The organism is Neobacillus sp. S1227, from assembly GCF_055385255.1.
Window position 1 is genome coordinate 81,761 of record NZ_AP038276.1, and the last position, 17,174, is coordinate 98,934.

At 48.3% G+C, this 17,174-nt stretch carries 7 protein-coding genes, 9 tRNA genes and 5 rRNA genes; all 21 read left to right on the top strand.

Annotated features, from left to right (window positions below; all coding sequences use genetic code 11):
* Positions 1–143 precede the first annotated feature (143 nt).
* The 21 genes from cysK (at position 144) to ACZ5AE_RS00505 (ending at position 17,153) form a co-directional block, all read left to right on the top strand.
* Positions 144–1,073 carry a cysteine synthase A gene (gene cysK, locus ACZ5AE_RS00405; protein WP_464568497.1) on the top strand — a complete coding sequence of 310 codons (930 nt, stop codon included), beginning with the start codon at positions 144–146 and terminating at the stop codon, positions 1,071–1,073.
* Positions 1,074–1,179: 106 nt separating this feature from the next.
* Positions 1,180–2,025, top strand: a complete 846-nt coding sequence (gene folP / locus ACZ5AE_RS00410) for a dihydropteroate synthase (RefSeq protein ID WP_464568499.1) — start codon at positions 1,180–1,182, stop codon at positions 2,023–2,025.
* Positions 2,018–2,377, top strand: a complete 360-nt coding sequence (gene folB, locus ACZ5AE_RS00415; RefSeq protein WP_464568501.1) for a dihydroneopterin aldolase — start codon at positions 2,018–2,020, stop codon at positions 2,375–2,377. The genes folP and folB overlap by 8 nt, the downstream gene beginning before the upstream one ends.
* Before the next feature lie 2 nt (positions 2,378–2,379).
* Positions 2,380–2,907 carry a 2-amino-4-hydroxy-6-hydroxymethyldihydropteridine diphosphokinase gene (gene folK / locus ACZ5AE_RS00420; RefSeq protein ID WP_464568503.1) on the top strand — a complete coding sequence of 176 codons (528 nt, stop codon included), beginning with the start codon at positions 2,380–2,382 and terminating at the stop codon, positions 2,905–2,907.
* Positions 2,859–3,065 carry a helix-turn-helix domain-containing protein gene (locus ACZ5AE_RS00425; protein WP_464568505.1) on the top strand — a complete coding sequence of 69 codons (207 nt, stop codon included), beginning with the start codon at positions 2,859–2,861 and terminating at the stop codon, positions 3,063–3,065. Before folK ends, ACZ5AE_RS00425 begins: the two co-directional genes overlap by 49 nt.
* A gap of 34 nt (positions 3,066–3,099) precedes the next feature.
* Entirely contained in the window at positions 3,100–4,101 is a 1,002-nt protein-coding gene (gene dusB, locus ACZ5AE_RS00430) for a tRNA dihydrouridine synthase DusB (protein ID WP_464568507.1), read from the top strand.
* A 179-nt stretch (positions 4,102–4,280) separates the two neighbouring features.
* Positions 4,281–5,777 carry a lysine--tRNA ligase gene (lysS, locus tag ACZ5AE_RS00435; RefSeq protein WP_464568509.1) on the top strand — a complete coding sequence of 499 codons (1,497 nt, stop codon included), beginning with the start codon at positions 4,281–4,283 and terminating at the stop codon, positions 5,775–5,777.
* A gap of 351 nt (positions 5,778–6,128) precedes the next feature.
* Positions 6,129–7,678, top strand: a 16S ribosomal RNA gene (locus ACZ5AE_RS00440).
* A 317-nt stretch (positions 7,679–7,995) separates the two neighbouring features.
* Positions 7,996–10,931, top strand: a 23S ribosomal RNA gene (locus ACZ5AE_RS00445).
* Between the two features lie 237 nt (positions 10,932–11,168).
* Positions 11,169–11,285: ribosomal RNA gene (rrf, locus tag ACZ5AE_RS00450) — 5S ribosomal RNA — on the top strand.
* Positions 11,286–11,295: 10 nt separating this feature from the next.
* Positions 11,296–11,371: transfer RNA gene (locus tag ACZ5AE_RS00455), tRNA-Val, on the top strand.
* 9 nt (positions 11,372–11,380) lie between these two features.
* A tRNA-Thr gene (locus ACZ5AE_RS00460) sits at positions 11,381–11,456 on the top strand.
* Between the two features lie 101 nt (positions 11,457–11,557).
* Positions 11,558–11,633 (top strand) — tRNA-Lys (locus ACZ5AE_RS00465).
* Between the two features lie 9 nt (positions 11,634–11,642).
* A tRNA-Leu gene (locus ACZ5AE_RS00470) sits at positions 11,643–11,727 on the top strand.
* A 10-nt stretch (positions 11,728–11,737) separates the two neighbouring features.
* A tRNA-Gly gene (locus tag ACZ5AE_RS00475) sits at positions 11,738–11,812 on the top strand.
* 5 nt (positions 11,813–11,817) lie between these two features.
* Positions 11,818–11,906 (top strand) — tRNA-Leu (locus ACZ5AE_RS00480).
* A gap of 13 nt (positions 11,907–11,919) precedes the next feature.
* Positions 11,920–11,996, top strand: a tRNA-Arg gene (locus tag ACZ5AE_RS00485).
* A gap of 15 nt (positions 11,997–12,011) precedes the next feature.
* A tRNA-Pro gene (locus tag ACZ5AE_RS00490) sits at positions 12,012–12,088 on the top strand.
* A 7-nt stretch (positions 12,089–12,095) separates the two neighbouring features.
* Positions 12,096–12,171, top strand: a tRNA-Ala gene (locus ACZ5AE_RS00495).
* A gap of 179 nt (positions 12,172–12,350) precedes the next feature.
* A 16S ribosomal RNA gene (locus ACZ5AE_RS00500) occupies positions 12,351–13,900 on the top strand.
* A gap of 317 nt (positions 13,901–14,217) precedes the next feature.
* Positions 14,218–17,153 (top strand): 23S ribosomal RNA (locus tag ACZ5AE_RS00505).
* The 16S, 23S and 5S rRNA genes sit together here with 9 tRNA genes alongside, the layout of an rRNA operon.
* The last annotated feature ends 21 nt before the right edge of the window (positions 17,154–17,174 follow it).

Consider the following 17,174-nt stretch of genomic DNA (forward strand, 5'->3'; position numbering starts at 1 on the left):
GTTTTTCTTTTAGGCAAATCTGTTTCGAAAATTTTAACAAAATTCCCTAGTCAAAAAGATTGACAAAACAAGTATAAAACTGGTAAATTCAATATATACAAATCCAATAAAAATACTCGGAATAGAATGGAGAGAGATTTCAGATGGTTCGTGTAGCAAATTCCATAACAGAATTAATTGGGCAAACACCGATTGTAAAGCTTAACAAATTAGTTGATGAAAATAGCGCAGATGTTTATTTAAAGCTTGAATACTTTAATCCAGGCAGCAGTGTAAAAGATCGTATCGGATTAGCAATGATTGAAGCAGCAGAAGAAAAAGGCTTAATCAAGCCAGGTGTCGATACAATTGTTGAGCCAACAAGCGGCAATACAGGTATCGGACTTGCGATGGTAGCTGCTGCAAAGGGCTATAAAGCTGTTTTTGTAATGCCGGAAACAATGAGTTTAGAAAGACGGAATCTGCTTCGTGCCTATGGTGCTGAATTAGTTCTTACACCAGGACCAGAAGGAATGAAGGGAGCTATTGCCCGCGCAGAGGCATTAGTTGCTGAAAAAGGCTACTTTATGCCGCAACAGTTCAAAAACGAAGCCAACCCTGAAGTACACCGCAGAACAACAGGAAAAGAAATTGTTGAGCAAATGGATCAGCTCGATGGATTTGTTTCTGGAATTGGTACTGGCGGAACTATTTCAGGTGCCGGCAGTGTTATCCGTGAAAAATTCCCAAATGTAAAAATTTATGCGATTGAGCCACAGGATTCTCCAGTACTATCTGGCGGTAAGCCTGGTCCGCATAAGCTGCAAGGCCTTGGCGCTGGATTCGTTCCAGAGACATTAAATACAGAAATTTATGATGAAGTTGTTCAAATTAGCACAGAAGAAGCATTTGATGCTTCCCGCCGCGCGGCCAGAGAAGAAGGAATCCTTGGTGGTATTTCTTCTGGCGCTGCTATTTCAGCAGCATTAAAGGTGGCAAAGGAACTTGGAAAAGGCAAAAAAGTATTAGCTATTATTCCTGATAACGGCGAGCGTTATTTAAGTACTCCTCTATATCAATACGATGTAGAATAAGTGAACGGACAGGGGGACGTCGGCAATTGCCGGCGGCCTCTTTTTTTGTGTCCCGGTCCTGATTTATTGTATGATTTAAGGATAAGAGTTTTTAGGAGGGAATGGGATGAATACAGCTTTTGAACAAAATATCCAATGCGGGCCATACACATTGGACATGACTCGAAAAACCATTGTGATGGGGATCCTCAATGCCACACCAGATTCTTTCTCCGACGGCGGTAAATTTAATAATATTGACAGGGCTGTTGAACATGCTAAGAAACTGGTTGAGGCTGGCGCTGATATTATTGATATCGGCGGAGAATCTACCCGTCCTGGGTTTGCGGTAGTTCCTGAGGAGGAAGAGATTAAGCGGGTAGTTCCAATTATCGAGGCCATTGCCAAACAAGTTCAAGTGCCCATTTCAATTGATACATACAAAGCTGAGGTGGCTAGGCAGGCGATCCAAGCTGGTGCCCATATTATTAACGATATCTGGGGCGCAAAGGCGGATGAGCGGATGGGTGAGGTTGCGGCAGAACATGATGTTCCAATTATCCTAATGCACAATCGCCATGACCGAAATTATCGATTGTTTGTAAGGGATGTCATCAATGATTTATATGAAAGCATCACGATTGTTAAAAAAGCGGGTGTGAAGGATGAAAATATTATTCTCGACCCGGGCATTGGTTTTGCTAAGGACTATCAGGAAAATCTTCTGATGATGCAAAATTTAGATAAGCTTGTGATGCTTGGCTACCCTGTTCTATTGGCAACCTCCCGAAAATCAATGATTGGTCAGGCCTTAGATCTGCCTGTTAATGAAAGAATGGAAGGTACAGGGGCAACCATCTGTTACGGCATTCAAAAAGGCTGCCAAATGATCCGTGTTCACGATGTCAAAGAAATGAGCAGGATGGCAAGAATGATGGATGTAATGATGGGAAAGGGTGACATGCTTGGATAAAATATATGTTAATGGTATGGAGTTTTACGGCTACCACGGCGTTTTTCCTGAAGAAACTGTATTGGGCCAGCGATTTTCTGTCGATTTGTCGATATCATTGGATTTAAAAACAGCAGGTGAAACCGACGCGCTTGAACATTCTGTTCATTACGGTGAGCTTTATCAATTATGTAAGGAAGTAGTCGAGGGTGAGCCTAAAAAGTTAGTCGAGGCAGTCGCTGAGAAAATTGCCGGAAGTGTATTATTAGGATTTCCTTTAGTTGAAGAGGTTACGGTGAAAGTGATAAAACCTGACCCTCCTATTCCCGGCCATTACAAATTCGTTGCTGTCGAGATTACAAGGAGAAGATAAAAGTGGAAAATACAGCATTTATTGCCCTTGGCTCAAATATCGGAAACCGTTATGATAATATGGCGAAGGCTATCCAAATCTTAACCGATCATCCGGGAATTCAGTTGGTAAATAACTCCTCAATATATGAGACAGATCCTATCGGATATGAGGATCAGGATTTATTTTTAAATATGGTTATCGAAGTTAAAACAGTCTTAAATGCCAATGAACTATTGGATACATGTTTAAAAACTGAGCAGGAACTGGGCAGGAAAAGGGAGATCAGATGGGGGCCGCGGACGATTGACCTTGACATTTTGTCATTTAATCACGAAAATATTGAAACAGAGAAGCTTATCGTTCCGCACCCGCGGATGCTGGAACGGGCGTTTGTGATGATTCCGCTTTTTGAAATAAATCCAGATATTCATATTTCGGGGATGAAGAAGCCTCTTAGAGCATATATGGTTGAATTACAAGATAAAGAAGGAGTCCGAATATGGAAGCAGAAAAATGGGGAAGGCGGATTCGAGCCTATCGGAAGCTAAAAGGTTTTACTCAAGAAAGCTTTTCAAAGGAACTGGGGGTATCAGTTTCTATTTTGGGAGAAATTGAGCGGGGCAACCGACTGCCAGCAGAGGAACTGTTGGAGAAAATTGCACTGGCTTTAAAAATTACCAGGGAAGATTTAGCACCAAAGGAATAGAGGATAGAAAAACTTTAGTTAAGGAGGGCGTTTAATGCTGAAAATTGGCGATATTGTATTGAAGAATCCTGTCGTCTTGGCGCCTATGGCTGGAGTCTGTAATTCAGCATTCCGCCTTACGGTAAAAGAGTTTGGTGCAGGTTTGGTCTGTGCTGAAATGGTTAGCGACAAGGGAATTGTTTTTAAAAATGAAAAAACAATGAATATGCTTTATATCGATGAGCGGGAAAAACCATTAAGTCTGCAAATTTTTGGCGGCGAAAAAGAAACGCTTGTCGAGGCAGCAAGATTCGTTGATAAAAATACGAATGCTGACATAATCGATATTAATATGGGCTGCCCTGTTCCGAAAATCACAAAATGTGATGCTGGAGCGAAATGGCTGCTTGATCCAAATAAAATCTATGAAATGGTTTCGGCTGTGGTAGATGCTGTTGATAAGCCTGTTACAGTTAAAATGCGGATGGGCTGGGATGAAGATCATATCTTTGCGGTAAAAAACGCGCAAATGGTTGAAAGGGCAGGTGGGAAAGCTGTTGCTCTGCACGGCAGGACGCGCGTTCAAATGTACGAAGGAAAAGCCAATTGGGACATTATCCGTGAAGTAAAGCAGTCAGTAAATATTCCTGTCATCGGCAACGGTGATGTTCAAACACCACAGGATGCCAAAAGAATGCTGGATCAAACAGGTGTTGACGGTGTCATGATTGGGCGGGCTGCACTAGGGAACCCTTGGATGATTTATCGAACGGTTCAATATTTAGAAACCGGGAAATTAATGGGCGAACCGTCTGTTCGTGAAAAAATTGATGTCTGCATCCTTCACCTCGATAGATTGATTGCGTTAAAAAATGAGAATATCGCAGTCCGTGAAATGCGCAAGCATGCTGCCTGGTATTTAAAAGGTATCCGAGGCAATGGCAAGGCGCGCAATGCCGTAAATGAGTGCGATACACGCGAACAGCTCGTTTCCTTATTAAACGAATTAGTAGTAGATGCTGAGGCAGAAGAACAAAGCCAGGCAATAGTAGGCTGAATTTGACATAAATTGTGCTATTTTCTATAATTATTTTGTTTGATGTTAAGACTGCCAGTGGGTTACTGGCAGTTTTTATTGTATTCTATCTTTTTAGATGTCTGAATTGTTCAGTTTGTGTAAAATAATAAAGTATGCAGATGCGCGAATTTCACATGCATTTTACATAAAAAAGTTTAATGGAGTTGATAGTTGTGAGTGAAGAATTAAATGACCAATTAAAGGTCAGACGTGAAAAAATGCATTCGATGCGGGAAAAAGGGCTGGATCCCTTTGGTAAGCGTTTTGATCGTACACATAACAGTCAAGAGTTAATCAGTCAATATGGCGAACTTGATAAAGAGGAATTGGAAACTCAAAATGTGACAGTTGCCATTGCCGGGAGAATTATGACGAAACGCGGCAAAGGGAAAGCGGGATTCGCCCATATCCAGGATTTAACTGGTCAAATCCAAATATACGTACGCCAGGACGCAGTTGGCGAAGAGGCATATGAAACGTTTGATTCAGCTGACTTAGGCGATATTGTCGCCGTTCATGGAACTTTATTTAAAACGAAGGTTGGCGAGTTATCTGTTAAAGTTGATAACTTTGTATTCTTAACAAAAGCACTCCGTCCGCTGCCGGATAAATTCCATGGCTTAAAGGACGTTGAACAGCGCTACCGTCAGCGTTACTTAGATTTAATCATGAGCCAGGAAAGCAAAGAAACCTTTATTACACGCAGCAAAATCATTCAATCAATGCGCCGTTATTTAGATGACCATGGTTATTTAGAGGTTGAAACACCTATGATGCATGCCATCGCAGGCGGAGCATCTGCAAGACCATTTATCACACATCACAATGCACTTGATATGCCGCTGTTCATGAGGATTGCGATTGAGCTGCATTTGAAGCGTTTGATTGTCGGAGGTCTTGAAAAGGTTTATGAAATCGGTCGGGTATTCCGTAACGAAGGTGTTTCTACACGTCATAATCCTGAGTTTACGATGATTGAATTATATGAGGCTTATGCTGACTATCGTGATATTATGAGTTTGACAGAAAACCTCATCGCTCATATTGCACAGGAAGTATTAGGTACAACAACAGTACGGTACGGAGAATATGAAGTAGACCTCAAGCCGGAGTGGAAAAGACTCCACATGGTTGATGCCATCAAAGAATACACTGGTGTGGATTTCTGGAAAGAGACAAGCGTTGAAGAAGCTCGTCAGCTTGCAAAGGAACATGGTGTAGAAATTACTGAGCATATGCTGTATGGTCATATCGTTAATGAATTTTTTGAGCAAAAAGTAGAAGAAAAATTGATACAGCCTACATTCATTTATGGACATCCGGTTGAAATTTCTCCGCTTGCAAAGAAAAATGACGAGGATCCGCGGTTTACCGACCGTTTTGAGCTGTTTATAGTCGCTCGTGAGCATGCTAATGCTTTCACAGAGTTAAACGACCCGATTGATCAGCGTGAGCGTTTTGAAGCCCAGTTAAAAGAGCGCGAGCAGGGTAATGATGAAGCGCACGAGATGGATGAAGATTTCGTAGAGGCATTGGAATATGGAATGCCTCCAACGGGCGGGCTGGGAATCGGTATTGACCGTTTAGTAATGTTATTGACCAACTCACCATCAATTCGTGATGTTCTGTTATTCCCGCTAATGCGTCATAAGTAAATTGTTATGGAAAAGTGCTGTTAAAACGGCACTTTTTCTTTTATTTATGATTAAATAGAATGAATATTAAAACTTGTATTTCGGTTTAAAAAAACTAATAAAAACTATTGCACGAAATTATTATTGGTGGTATATTTATATCTGTTGTTGCGAGACAGTAAGTCTTCGACAAAAGAATTCAAAAAAGTTGTTGACATTAAGTTGATAACTTGGTATGATTAAAAAGTCGCTTTTAGGCGGCAGGTTAAATAGTTCTTTGAAAACTAAACAAACAAAAACGTCAACAAACAATAATATTCGTTTCGAATGAAACGAAGCCAACGTAACATTTTTGAGCTAATCGACTCAACTTTATTGGAGAGTTTGATCCTGGCTCAGGACGAACGCTGGCGGCGTGCCTAATACATGCAAGTCGAGCGAATCACTGGGAGCTTGCTCCCGGTGATTAGCGGCGGACGGGTGAGTAACACGTGGGCAACCTGCCTGTAAGACTGGGATAACTTCGGGAAACCGGAGCTAATACCGGATAATTTCTTCCCTCGCATGAGGGAAGGTTGAAAGTCGGTTTCGGCTGACACTTACAGATGGGCCCGCGGCGCATTAGCTAGTTGGTGAGGTAACGGCTCACCAAGGCGACGATGCGTAGCCGACCTGAGAGGGTGATCGGCCACACTGGGACTGAGACACGGCCCAGACTCCTACGGGAGGCAGCAGTAGGGAATCTTCCACAATGGACGAAAGTCTGATGGAGCAACGCCGCGTGAGCGATGAAGGCCTTCGGGTCGTAAAGCTCTGTTGTCAGGGAAGAACAAGTATCGGAGTAACTGCCGGTACCTTGACGGTACCTGACCAGAAAGCCACGGCTAACTACGTGCCAGCAGCCGCGGTAATACGTAGGTGGCAAGCGTTGTCCGGAATTATTGGGCGTAAAGCGCGCGCAGGCGGTCCTTTAAGTCTGATGTGAAAGCCCACGGCTCAACCGTGGAGGGTCATTGGAAACTGGGGGACTTGAGTGCAGAAGAGGAAAGCGGAATTCCACGTGTAGCGGTGAAATGCGTAGAGATGTGGAGGAACACCAGTGGCGAAGGCGGCTTTCTGGTCTGTAACTGACGCTGAGGCGCGAAAGCGTGGGGAGCAAACAGGATTAGATACCCTGGTAGTCCACGCCGTAAACGATGAGTGCTAAGTGTTAGAGGGTTTCCGCCCTTTAGTGCTGCAGCTAACGCATTAAGCACTCCGCCTGGGGAGTACGGCCGCAAGGCTGAAACTCAAAGGAATTGACGGGGGCCCGCACAAGCGGTGGAGCATGTGGTTTAATTCGAAGCAACGCGAAGAACCTTACCAGGTCTTGACATCCTCTGACACTCCTAGAGATAGGAATTTCCCCTTCGGGGGACAGAGTGACAGGTGGTGCATGGTTGTCGTCAGCTCGTGTCGTGAGATGTTGGGTTAAGTCCCGCAACGAGCGCAACCCTTGATCTTAGTTGCCAGCATTCAGTTGGGCACTCTAAGGTGACTGCCGGTGACAAACCGGAGGAAGGTGGGGATGACGTCAAATCATCATGCCCCTTATGACCTGGGCTACACACGTGCTACAATGGATGGTACAAAGGGCAGCGAAGCCGCGAGGTGGAGCCAATCCCATAAAACCATTCTCAGTTCGGATTGCAGGCTGCAACTCGCCTGCATGAAGCCGGAATCGCTAGTAATCGCGGATCAGCATGCCGCGGTGAATACGTTCCCGGGCCTTGTACACACCGCCCGTCACACCACGAGAGTTTGTAACACCCGAAGTCGGTGGGGTAACCGTAAGGAGCCAGCCGCCTAAGGTGGGACAGATGATTGGGGTGAAGTCGTAACAAGGTAGCCGTATCGGAAGGTGCGGCTGGATCACCTCCTTTCTAAGGATATAAGCTGGACCTGTGAGCCAGACAATACATGTTTGTTTGATTGTTTCTTGTTTGTTTAGTTTTGAGGGAATTATCTCTCAAAACTTAATTTTTTGCTCCTGTGCCACAGTAGTTCGAAGAAGTAATCTTCAGCTCGTCGCAAGGCTGCAAGAAGTAACGCTCTGATGTTTAATCATGATGTGATTGAAGTCAGTAGCCTTGTTCCTTGAAAACTAGATAATCGTAAAAGAAGAAGTAACCAAGTAAGAACCGAGTAATCGCCATTTTAGTTTTTCTCTCTTATTTTTAAGAGTAAGTAAAACCTTTTAGGTTAAGTTAGAAAGGGCGCACGGTGAATGCCTTGGCACTAGGAGCCGATAAAGGACGGGACTAACACCGATATGCTTCGGGGAGCTGTAAGTAAGCGCTGATCCGGAGATTTCCGAATGGGGAAACCCACTGTTCGTAATGGAGCAGTATCTTTACCTGAATACATAGGGTATTGATGGCAGACCCGGGGAACTGAAACATCTAAGTACCCGGAGGAAGAGAAAGCAAACGCGATTCCCTGAGTAGCGGCGAGCGAAACGGGAACAGCCCAAACCGAAAGGCTTGCCTTTCGGGGTTGTAGGACACTCAACATGGAGTTACAAAGGAACGGGGTAGATGAAGCGGTCTGGAAAGGCCGGCCATAGAAGGTAAAAGCCCTGTAGTCGAAACTTCGTTCCCTCCTGAGTGGATCCTGAGTACGGCCGGACACGTGAAATCCGGTCGGAAGCAGGGAGGACCATCTCCCAAGGCTAAATACTCCCTAGTGACCGATAGTGAACCAGTACCGTGAGGGAAAGGTGAAAAGCACCCCGGAAGGGGAGTGAAAGAGAACCTGAAACCGTGTGCCTACAAGTAGTCAGAGCCCGTTCATGGGTGATGGCGTGCCTTTTGTAGAATGAACCGGCGAGTTACGATTGCATGCGAGGTTAAGTTGAAGAGACGGAGCCGCAGCGAAAGCGAGTCTGAATAGGGCGAAATAGTATGTAGTCGTAGACCCGAAACCAGGTGATCTACCCATGTCCAGGGTGAAGTCCAGGTAACACTGGATGGAGGCCCGAACCCACGCACGTTGAAAAGTGCGGGGATGAGGTGTGGGTAGCGGAGAAATTCCAATCGAACTTGGAGATAGCTGGTTCTCTCCGAAATAGCTTTAGGGCTAGCCTCACGTAGTTAGAGTCTTGGAGGTAGAGCACTGTTTGGACTAGGGGCCCTCATCGGGTTACCGAATTCAGACAAACTCCGAATGCCAATGACTTATCCGTGGGAGTCAGACTGCGAGTGATAAGATCCGTAGTCAAAAGGGAAACAGCCCAGACCACCAGCTAAGGTCCCAAAGTATACGTTAAGTGGAAAAGGATGTGGAGTTGCTTAGACAACCAGGATGTTGGCTTAGAAGCAGCCACCATTTAAAGAGTGCGTAATAGCTCACTGGTCGAGTGACTCTGCGCCGAAAATGTACCGGGGCTAAACGTATCACCGAAGCTGTGGGTGGACACCTTGTGGTGTCCGCGGTAGGAGAGCGTTCTAAGGGCGTTGAAGCTGGACCGTAAGGACTGGTGGAGCGCTTAGAAGTGAGAATGCCGGTATGAGTAGCGAAAGATGAGTGAGAATCTCATCCACCGTATGCCTAAGGTTTCCTGAGGAAGGCTCGTCCGCTCAGGGTTAGTCGGGACCTAAGCCGAGGCCGAAAGGCGTAGGCGATGGACAACAGGTTGATATTCCTGTACCACCTCTTTATCGTTTGAGTGATGGGGGGACGCAGGAGGATAGGGTAAGCGCACTGCTGGATATGTGCGTGTAAGCAGTTAGGCTGAGAAGTAGGAAAATCCGCTTCTCATCAGGCTGAGCTGTGATGCCGAGGGAAATATAGTACCGAAGTTCCTGATTCCACACTGCCAAGAAAAGCCTCTAGCGAGATGAATGGTGCCCGTACCGCAAACCGACACAGGTAGGCGAGGAGAGAATCCTAAGGTGAGCGAGAGAACTCTCGTTAAGGAACTCGGCAAAATGACCCCGTAACTTCGGGAGAAGGGGTGCTTTTTGGGGTGAATAGCCCCGAAGAGCCGCAGTGAATAGGCCCAGGCGACTGTTTAGCAAAAACACAGGTCTCTGCAAAGCCGCAAGGCGAAGTATAGGGGCTGACGCCTGCCCGGTGCTGGAAGGTTAAGAGGAGGGGTTAGCTCACGCGAAGCTCTGAATCGAAGCCCCAGTAAACGGCGGCCGTAACTATAACGGTCCTAAGGTAGCGAAATTCCTTGTCGGGTAAGTTCCGACCCGCACGAAAGGCGTAACGATCTGGGCACTGTCTCAACGAGAGACTCGGTGAAATTATAGTACCTGTGAAGATGCAGGTTACCCGCGACAGGACGGAAAGACCCCATGGAGCTTTACTGTAGCCTGATATTGAATTTTGGTACAGCTTGTACAGGATAGGTAGGAGCCTGAGAAACCGGAGCGCCAGCTTCGGTGGAGGCGTCGGTGGGATACTACCCTGGCTGTATTGAAATTCTAACCCGCACCCCTAAATCGGGGTGGGAGACAGTGTCAGGTGGGCAGTTTGACTGGGGCGGTCGCCTCCTAAAATGTAACGGAGGCGCCCAAAGGTTCCCTCAGAATGGTTGGAAATCATTCGCAGAGTGTAAAGGCACAAGGGAGCTTGACTGCGAGACCTACAAGTCGAGCAGGGACGAAAGTCGGGCTTAGTGATCCGGTGGTTCCGCATGGAAGGGCCATCGCTCAACGGATAAAAGCTACCCTGGGGATAACAGGCTTATCTCCCCCAAGAGTCCACATCGACGGGGAGGTTTGGCACCTCGATGTCGGCTCATCGCATCCTGGGGCTGTAGTCGGTCCCAAGGGTTGGGCTGTTCGCCCATTAAAGCGGTACGCGAGCTGGGTTCAGAACGTCGTGAGACAGTTCGGTCCCTATCCGTCGTGGGCGCAGGAAATTTGAGAGGAGCTGTCCTTAGTACGAGAGGACCGGGATGGACGCACCGCTGGTGTACCAGTTGTCTTGCCAAAGGCATCGCTGGGTAGCTATGTGCGGGCGGGATAAGTGCTGAAAGCATCTAAGCATGAAGCCCCCCTCGAGATGAGATTTCCCATAGCGTCAAGCTAGTAAGATCCCTGAAAGATGATCAGGTTGATAGGTCAGAGGTGGAAGCGCGGTGACGTGTGGAGCTGACTGATACTAATCGATCGAGGACTTAACCAAATCGAAAAGCGGAAGCGGCCGGTTAGCAACGTATGGCCTGGAGGGCTTTGACTGAGATAAAGGAAACACGATGAGCGCAAGCGAATCGATGTTGACTTATCGTAGGGAAAAGACCGAAGGACACTAGTTGCTGGACGCTGGAGCTAGACAATGAACAATGTAATTTGGCGAACTCGTTCTTATTTACTTCTTCTGCATTATCTAGTTTTGAGGGAATGAAACCTCTAACTCAATAGGTCCGGTAGCAATGGCGAGAAGGTCACACCCGTTCCCATCCCGAACACGGAAGTTAAGCTTCTCAGCGCCGATGGTAGTTGGGGCGAAAGCCCCTGTGAGAGTAGGACGCTGCCGGGCCATCATATATGGAGGATTAGCTCAGCTGGGAGAGCATCTGCCTTACAAGCAGAGGGTCGGCGGTTCGATCCCGTCATCCTCCACCATATTATTATGCCGGCTTAGCTCAATTGGTAGAGCAACTGACTTGTAATCAGTAGGTTGAGGGTTCAAGTCCTTTAGCCGGCACCACGCTTCTTATCTCCTTGAGTTACATCAGCGGAGGCGTGCGCGAAATCCCGAAGGGATTTTAAGCAGAATAACTATGTTTTTTTGGAGAAACTAATTATTTCGAGCCATTAGCTCAGTTGGTAGAGCATCTGACTTTTAATCAGAGGGTCGAAGGTTCGAGTCCTTCATGGCTCACCATTTTAATATGCGGGTGTGGCGGAATTGGCAGACGCACCAGACTTAGGATCTGGCGCCGCAAGGCGTGGGGGTTCGACTCCCTTCACCCGCACCATTTAAGTTTCGCGGAAGTAGTTCAGTGGTAGAACACCACCTTGCCAAGGTGGGGGTCGCGGGTTCGAATCCCGTCTTCCGCTCCATATTTGCCGGGGTGGCGGAACTGGCAGACGCACAGGACTTAAAATCCTGCGGTAGGTGACTACCGTACCGGTTCGATTCCGGTCCTCGGCACCATTTATTAAATAATGCGCCCGTAGCTCAATTGGATAGAGCGTCTGACTACGGATCAGAAGGTTATGGGTTCGACTCCTGTCGGGCGCGCCATCAAATTTAATAGTTCGGGAAATAGCTCAGCTTGGTAGAGCACTTGGTTTGGGACCAAGGGGTCGCAGGTTCGAATCCTGTTTTCCCGACCATTTCTACGGGGCCTTAGCTCAGCTGGGAGAGCGCCTGCTTTGCACGCAGGAGGTCAGCGGTTCGATCCCGCTAGGCTCCACCAATTATTTTAAATAATATATTGACATTGTTATTTTATCTTGTTAATATATAAAAGTCGCCTCTGAGCGTCAGGTTAAATAGTTCTTTGAAAACTAAACAAACAAAAACGTCAACAAACAATAATATTCGTTTCGAATGAAACGAAGCCAACGTAACATTTTTGAGCTAATCGACTCAACTTTATTGGAGAGTTTGATCCTGGCTCAGGACGAACGCTGGCGGCGTGCCTAATACATGCAAGTCGAGCGAATCACTGGGAGCTTGCTCCCGGTGATTAGCGGCGGACGGGTGAGTAACACGTGGGCAACCTGCCTGTAAGACTGGGATAACTTCGGGAAACCGGAGCTAATACCGGATAATTTCTTCCCTCGCATGAGGGAAGGTTGAAAGTCGGTTTCGGCTGACACTTACAGATGGGCCCGCGGCGCATTAGCTAGTTGGTGAGGTAACGGCTCACCAAGGCGACGATGCGTAGCCGACCTGAGAGGGTGATCGGCCACACTGGGACTGAGACACGGCCCAGACTCCTACGGGAGGCAGCAGTAGGGAATCTTCCACAATGGACGAAAGTCTGATGGAGCAACGCCGCGTGAGCGATGAAGGCCTTCGGGTCGTAAAGCTCTGTTGTCAGGGAAGAACAAGTATCGGAGTAACTGCCGGTACCTTGACGGTACCTGACCAGAAAGCCACGGCTAACTACGTGCCAGCAGCCGCGGTAATACGTAGGTGGCAAGCGTTGTCCGGAATTATTGGGCGTAAAGCGCGCGCAGGCGGTCCTTTAAGTCTGATGTGAAAGCCCACGGCTCAACCGTGGAGGGTCATTGGAAACTGGGGGACTTGAGTGCAGAAGAGGAAAGCGGAATTCCACGTGTAGCGGTGAAATGCGTAGAGATGTGGAGGAACACCAGTGGCGAAGGCGGCTTTCTGGTCTGTAACTGACGCTGAGGCGCGAAAGCGTGGGGAGCAAACAGGATTAGATACCCTGGTAGTCCACGCCGTAAACGATGAGTGCTAAGTGTTAGAGGGTTTCCGCCCTTTAGTGCTGCAGCTAACGCATTAAGCACTCCGCCTGGGGAGTACGGCCGCAAGGCTGAAACTCAAAGGAATTGACGGGGGCCCGCACAAGCGGTGGAGCATGTGGTTTAATTCGAAGCAACGCGAAGAACCTTACCAGGTCTTGACATCCTCTGACACTCCTAGAGATAGGAATTTCCCCTTCGGGGGACAGAGTGACAGGTGGTGCATGGTTGTCGTCAGCTCGTGTCGTGAGATGTTGGGTTAAGTCCCGCAACGAGCGCAACCCTTGATCTTAGTTGCCAGCATTCAGTTGGGCACTCTAAGGTGACTGCCGGTGACAAACCGGAGGAAGGTGGGGATGACGTCAAATCATCATGCCCCTTATGACCTGGGCTACACACGTGCTACAATGGATGGTACAAAGGGCAGCGAAGCCGCGAGGTGGAGCCAATCCCATAAAACCATTCTCAGTTCGGATTGCAGGCTGCAACTCGCCTGCATGAAGCCGGAATCGCTAGTAATCGCGGATCAGCATGCCGCGGTGAATACGTTCCCGGGCCTTGTACACACCGCCCGTCACACCACGAGAGTTTGTAACACCCGAAGTCGGTGGGGTAACCGTAAGGAGCCAGCCGCCTAAGGTGGGACAGATGATTGGGGTGAAGTCGTAACAAGGTAGCCGTATCGGAAGGTGCGGCTGGATCACCTCCTTTCTAAGGATATAAGCTGGACCTGTGAGCCAGACAATACATGTTTGTTTGATTGTTTCTTGTTTGTTTAGTTTTGAGGGAATTATCTCTCAAAACTTAATTTTTTGCTCCTGCGCCACAGTAGTTCGAAGAAGTAATCTTCAGCTCGTCGCAAGGCTGCAAGAAGTAACGCTCTGATGTTTAATCATGATGTGATTGAAGTCAGTAGCCTTGTTCCTTGAAAACTAGATAATCGTAAAAGAAGAAGTAACCAAGTAAGAACCGAGTAATCGCCATTTTAGTTTTTCTCTCTTATTTTTAAGAGTAAGTAAAACCTTTTAGGTTAAGTTAGAAAGGGCGCACGGTGAATGCCTTGGCACTAGGAGCCGATAAAGGACGGGACTAACACCGATATGCTTCGGGGAGCTGTAAGTAAGCGCTGATCCGGAGATTTCCGAATGGGGAAACCCACTGTTCGTAATGGAGCAGTATCTTTACCTGAATACATAGGGTATTGATGGCAGACCCGGGGAACTGAAACATCTAAGTACCCGGAGGAAGAGAAAGCAAACGCGATTCCCTGAGTAGCGGCGAGCGAAACGGGAACAGCCCAAACCGAAAGGCTTGCCTTTCGGGGTTGTAGGACACTCAACATGGAGTTACAAAGGAACGGGGTAGATGAAGCGGTCTGGAAAGGCCGGCCATAGAAGGTAAAAGCCCTGTAGTCGAAACTTCGTTCCCTCCTGAGTGGATCCTGAGTACGGCCGGACACGTGAAATCCGGTCGGAAGCAGGGAGGACCATCTCCCAAGGCTAAATACTCCCTAGTGACCGATAGTGAACCAGTACCGTGAGGGAAAGGTGAAAAGCACCCCGGAAGGGGAGTGAAAGAGAACCTGAAACCGTGTGCCTACAAGTAGTCAGAGCCCGTTCATGGGTGATGGCGTGCCTTTTGTAGAATGAACCGGCGAGTTACGATTGCATGCGAGGTTAAGTTGAAGAGACGGAGCCGCAGCGAAAGCGAGTCTGAATAGGGCGAAATAGTATGTAGTCGTAGACCCGAAACCAGGTGATCTACCCATGTCCAGGGTGAAGTCCAGGTAACACTGGATGGAGGCCCGAACCCACGCACGTTGAAAAGTGCGGGGATGAGGTGTGGGTAGCGGAGAAATTCCAATCGAACTTGGAGATAGCTGGTTCTCTCCGAAATAGCTTTAGGGCTAGCCTCACGTAGTTAGAGTCTTGGAGGTAGAGCACTGTTTGGACTAGGGGCCCTCATCGGGTTACCGAATTCAGACAAACTCCGAATGCCAATGACTTATCCGTGGGAGTCAGACTGCGAGTGATAAGATCCGTAGTCAAAAGGGAAACAGCCCAGACCACCAGCTAAGGTCCCAAAGTATACGTTAAGTGGAAAAGGATGTGGAGTTGCTTAGACAACCAGGATGTTGGCTTAGAAGCAGCCACCATTTAAAGAGTGCGTAATAGCTCACTGGTCGAGTGACTCTGCGCCGAAAATGTACCGGGGCTAAACGTATCACCGAAGCTGTGGGTGGACACCTTGTGGTGTCCGCGGTAGGAGAGCGTTCTAAGGGCGTTGAAGCTGGACCGTAAGGACTGGTGGAGCGCTTAGAAGTGAGAATGCCGGTATGAGTAGCGAAAGATGAGTGAGAATCTCATCCACCGTATGCCTAAGGTTTCCTGAGGAAGGCTCGTCCGCTCAGGGTTAGTCGGGACCTAAGCCGAGGCCGAAAGGCGTAGGCGATGGACAACAGGTTGATATTCCTGTACCACCTCTTTATCGTTTGAGTGATGGGGGGACGCAGGAGGATAGGGTAAGCGCACTGCTGGATATGTGCGTGTAAGCAGTTAGGCTGAGAAGTAGGAAAATCCGCTTCTCATCAGGCTGAGCTGTGATGCCGAGGGAAATATAGTACCGAAGTTCCTGATTCCACACTGCCAAGAAAAGCCTCTAGCGAGATGAATGGTGCCCGTACCGCAAACCGACACAGGTAGGCGAGGAGAGAATCCTAAGGTGAGCGAGAGAACTCTCGTTAAGGAACTCGGCAAAATGACCCCGTAACTTCGGGAGAAGGGGTGCTTTTTGGGGTGAATAGCCCCGAAGAGCCGCAGTGAATAGGCCCAGGCGACTGTTTAGCAAAAACACAGGTCTCTGCAAAGCCGCAAGGCGAAGTATAGGGGCTGACGCCTGCCCGGTGCTGGAAGGTTAAGAGGAGGGGTTAGCTCACGCGAAGCTCTGAATCGAAGCCCCAGTAAACGGCGGCCGTAACTATAACGGTCCTAAGGTAGCGAAATTCCTTGTCGGGTAAGTTCCGACCCGCACGAAAGGCGTAACGATCTGGGCACTGTCTCAACGAGAGACTCGGTGAAATTATAGTACCTGTGAAGATGCAGGTTACCCGCGACAGGACGGAAAGACCCCATGGAGCTTTACTGTAGCCTGATATTGAATTTTGGTACAGCTTGTACAGGATAGGTAGGAGCCTGAGAAACCGGAGCGCCAGCTTCGGTGGAGGCGTCGGTGGGATACTACCCTGGCTGTATTGAAATTCTAACCCGCACCCCTAAATCGGGGTGGGAGACAGTGTCAGGTGGGCAGTTTGACTGGGGCGGTCGCCTCCTAAAATGTAACGGAGGCGCCCAAAGGTTCCCTCAGAATGGTTGGAAATCATTCGCAGAGTGTAAAGGCACAAGGGAGCTTGACTGCGAGACCTACAAGTCGAGCAGGGACGAAAGTCGGGCTTAGTGATCCGGTGGTTCCGCATGGAAGGGCCATCGCTCAACGGATAAAAGCTACCCTGGGGATAACAGGCTTATCTCCCCCAAGAGTCCACATCGACGGGGAGGTTTGGCACCTCGATGTCGGCTCATCGCATCCTGGGGCTGTAGTCGGTCCCAAGGGTTGGGCTGTTCGCCCATTAAAGCGGTACGCGAGCTGGGTTCAGAACGTCGTGAGACAGTTCGGTCCCTATCCGTCGTGGGCGCAGGAAATTTGAGAGGAGCTGTCCTTAGTACGAGAGGACCGGGATGGACGCACCGCTGGTGTACCAGTTGTCTTGCCAAAGGCATCGCTGGGTAGCTATGTGCGGGCGGGATAAGTGCTGAAAGCATCTAAGCATGAAGCCCCCCTCGAGATGAGATTTCCCATAGCGTCAAGCTAGTAAGATCCCTGAAAGATGATCAGGTTGATAGGTCAGAGGTGGAAGCGCGGTGACGTGTGGAGCTGACTGATACTAATCGATCGAGGACTTAACCAAATCGAAAAGCGGAAGCGGCCG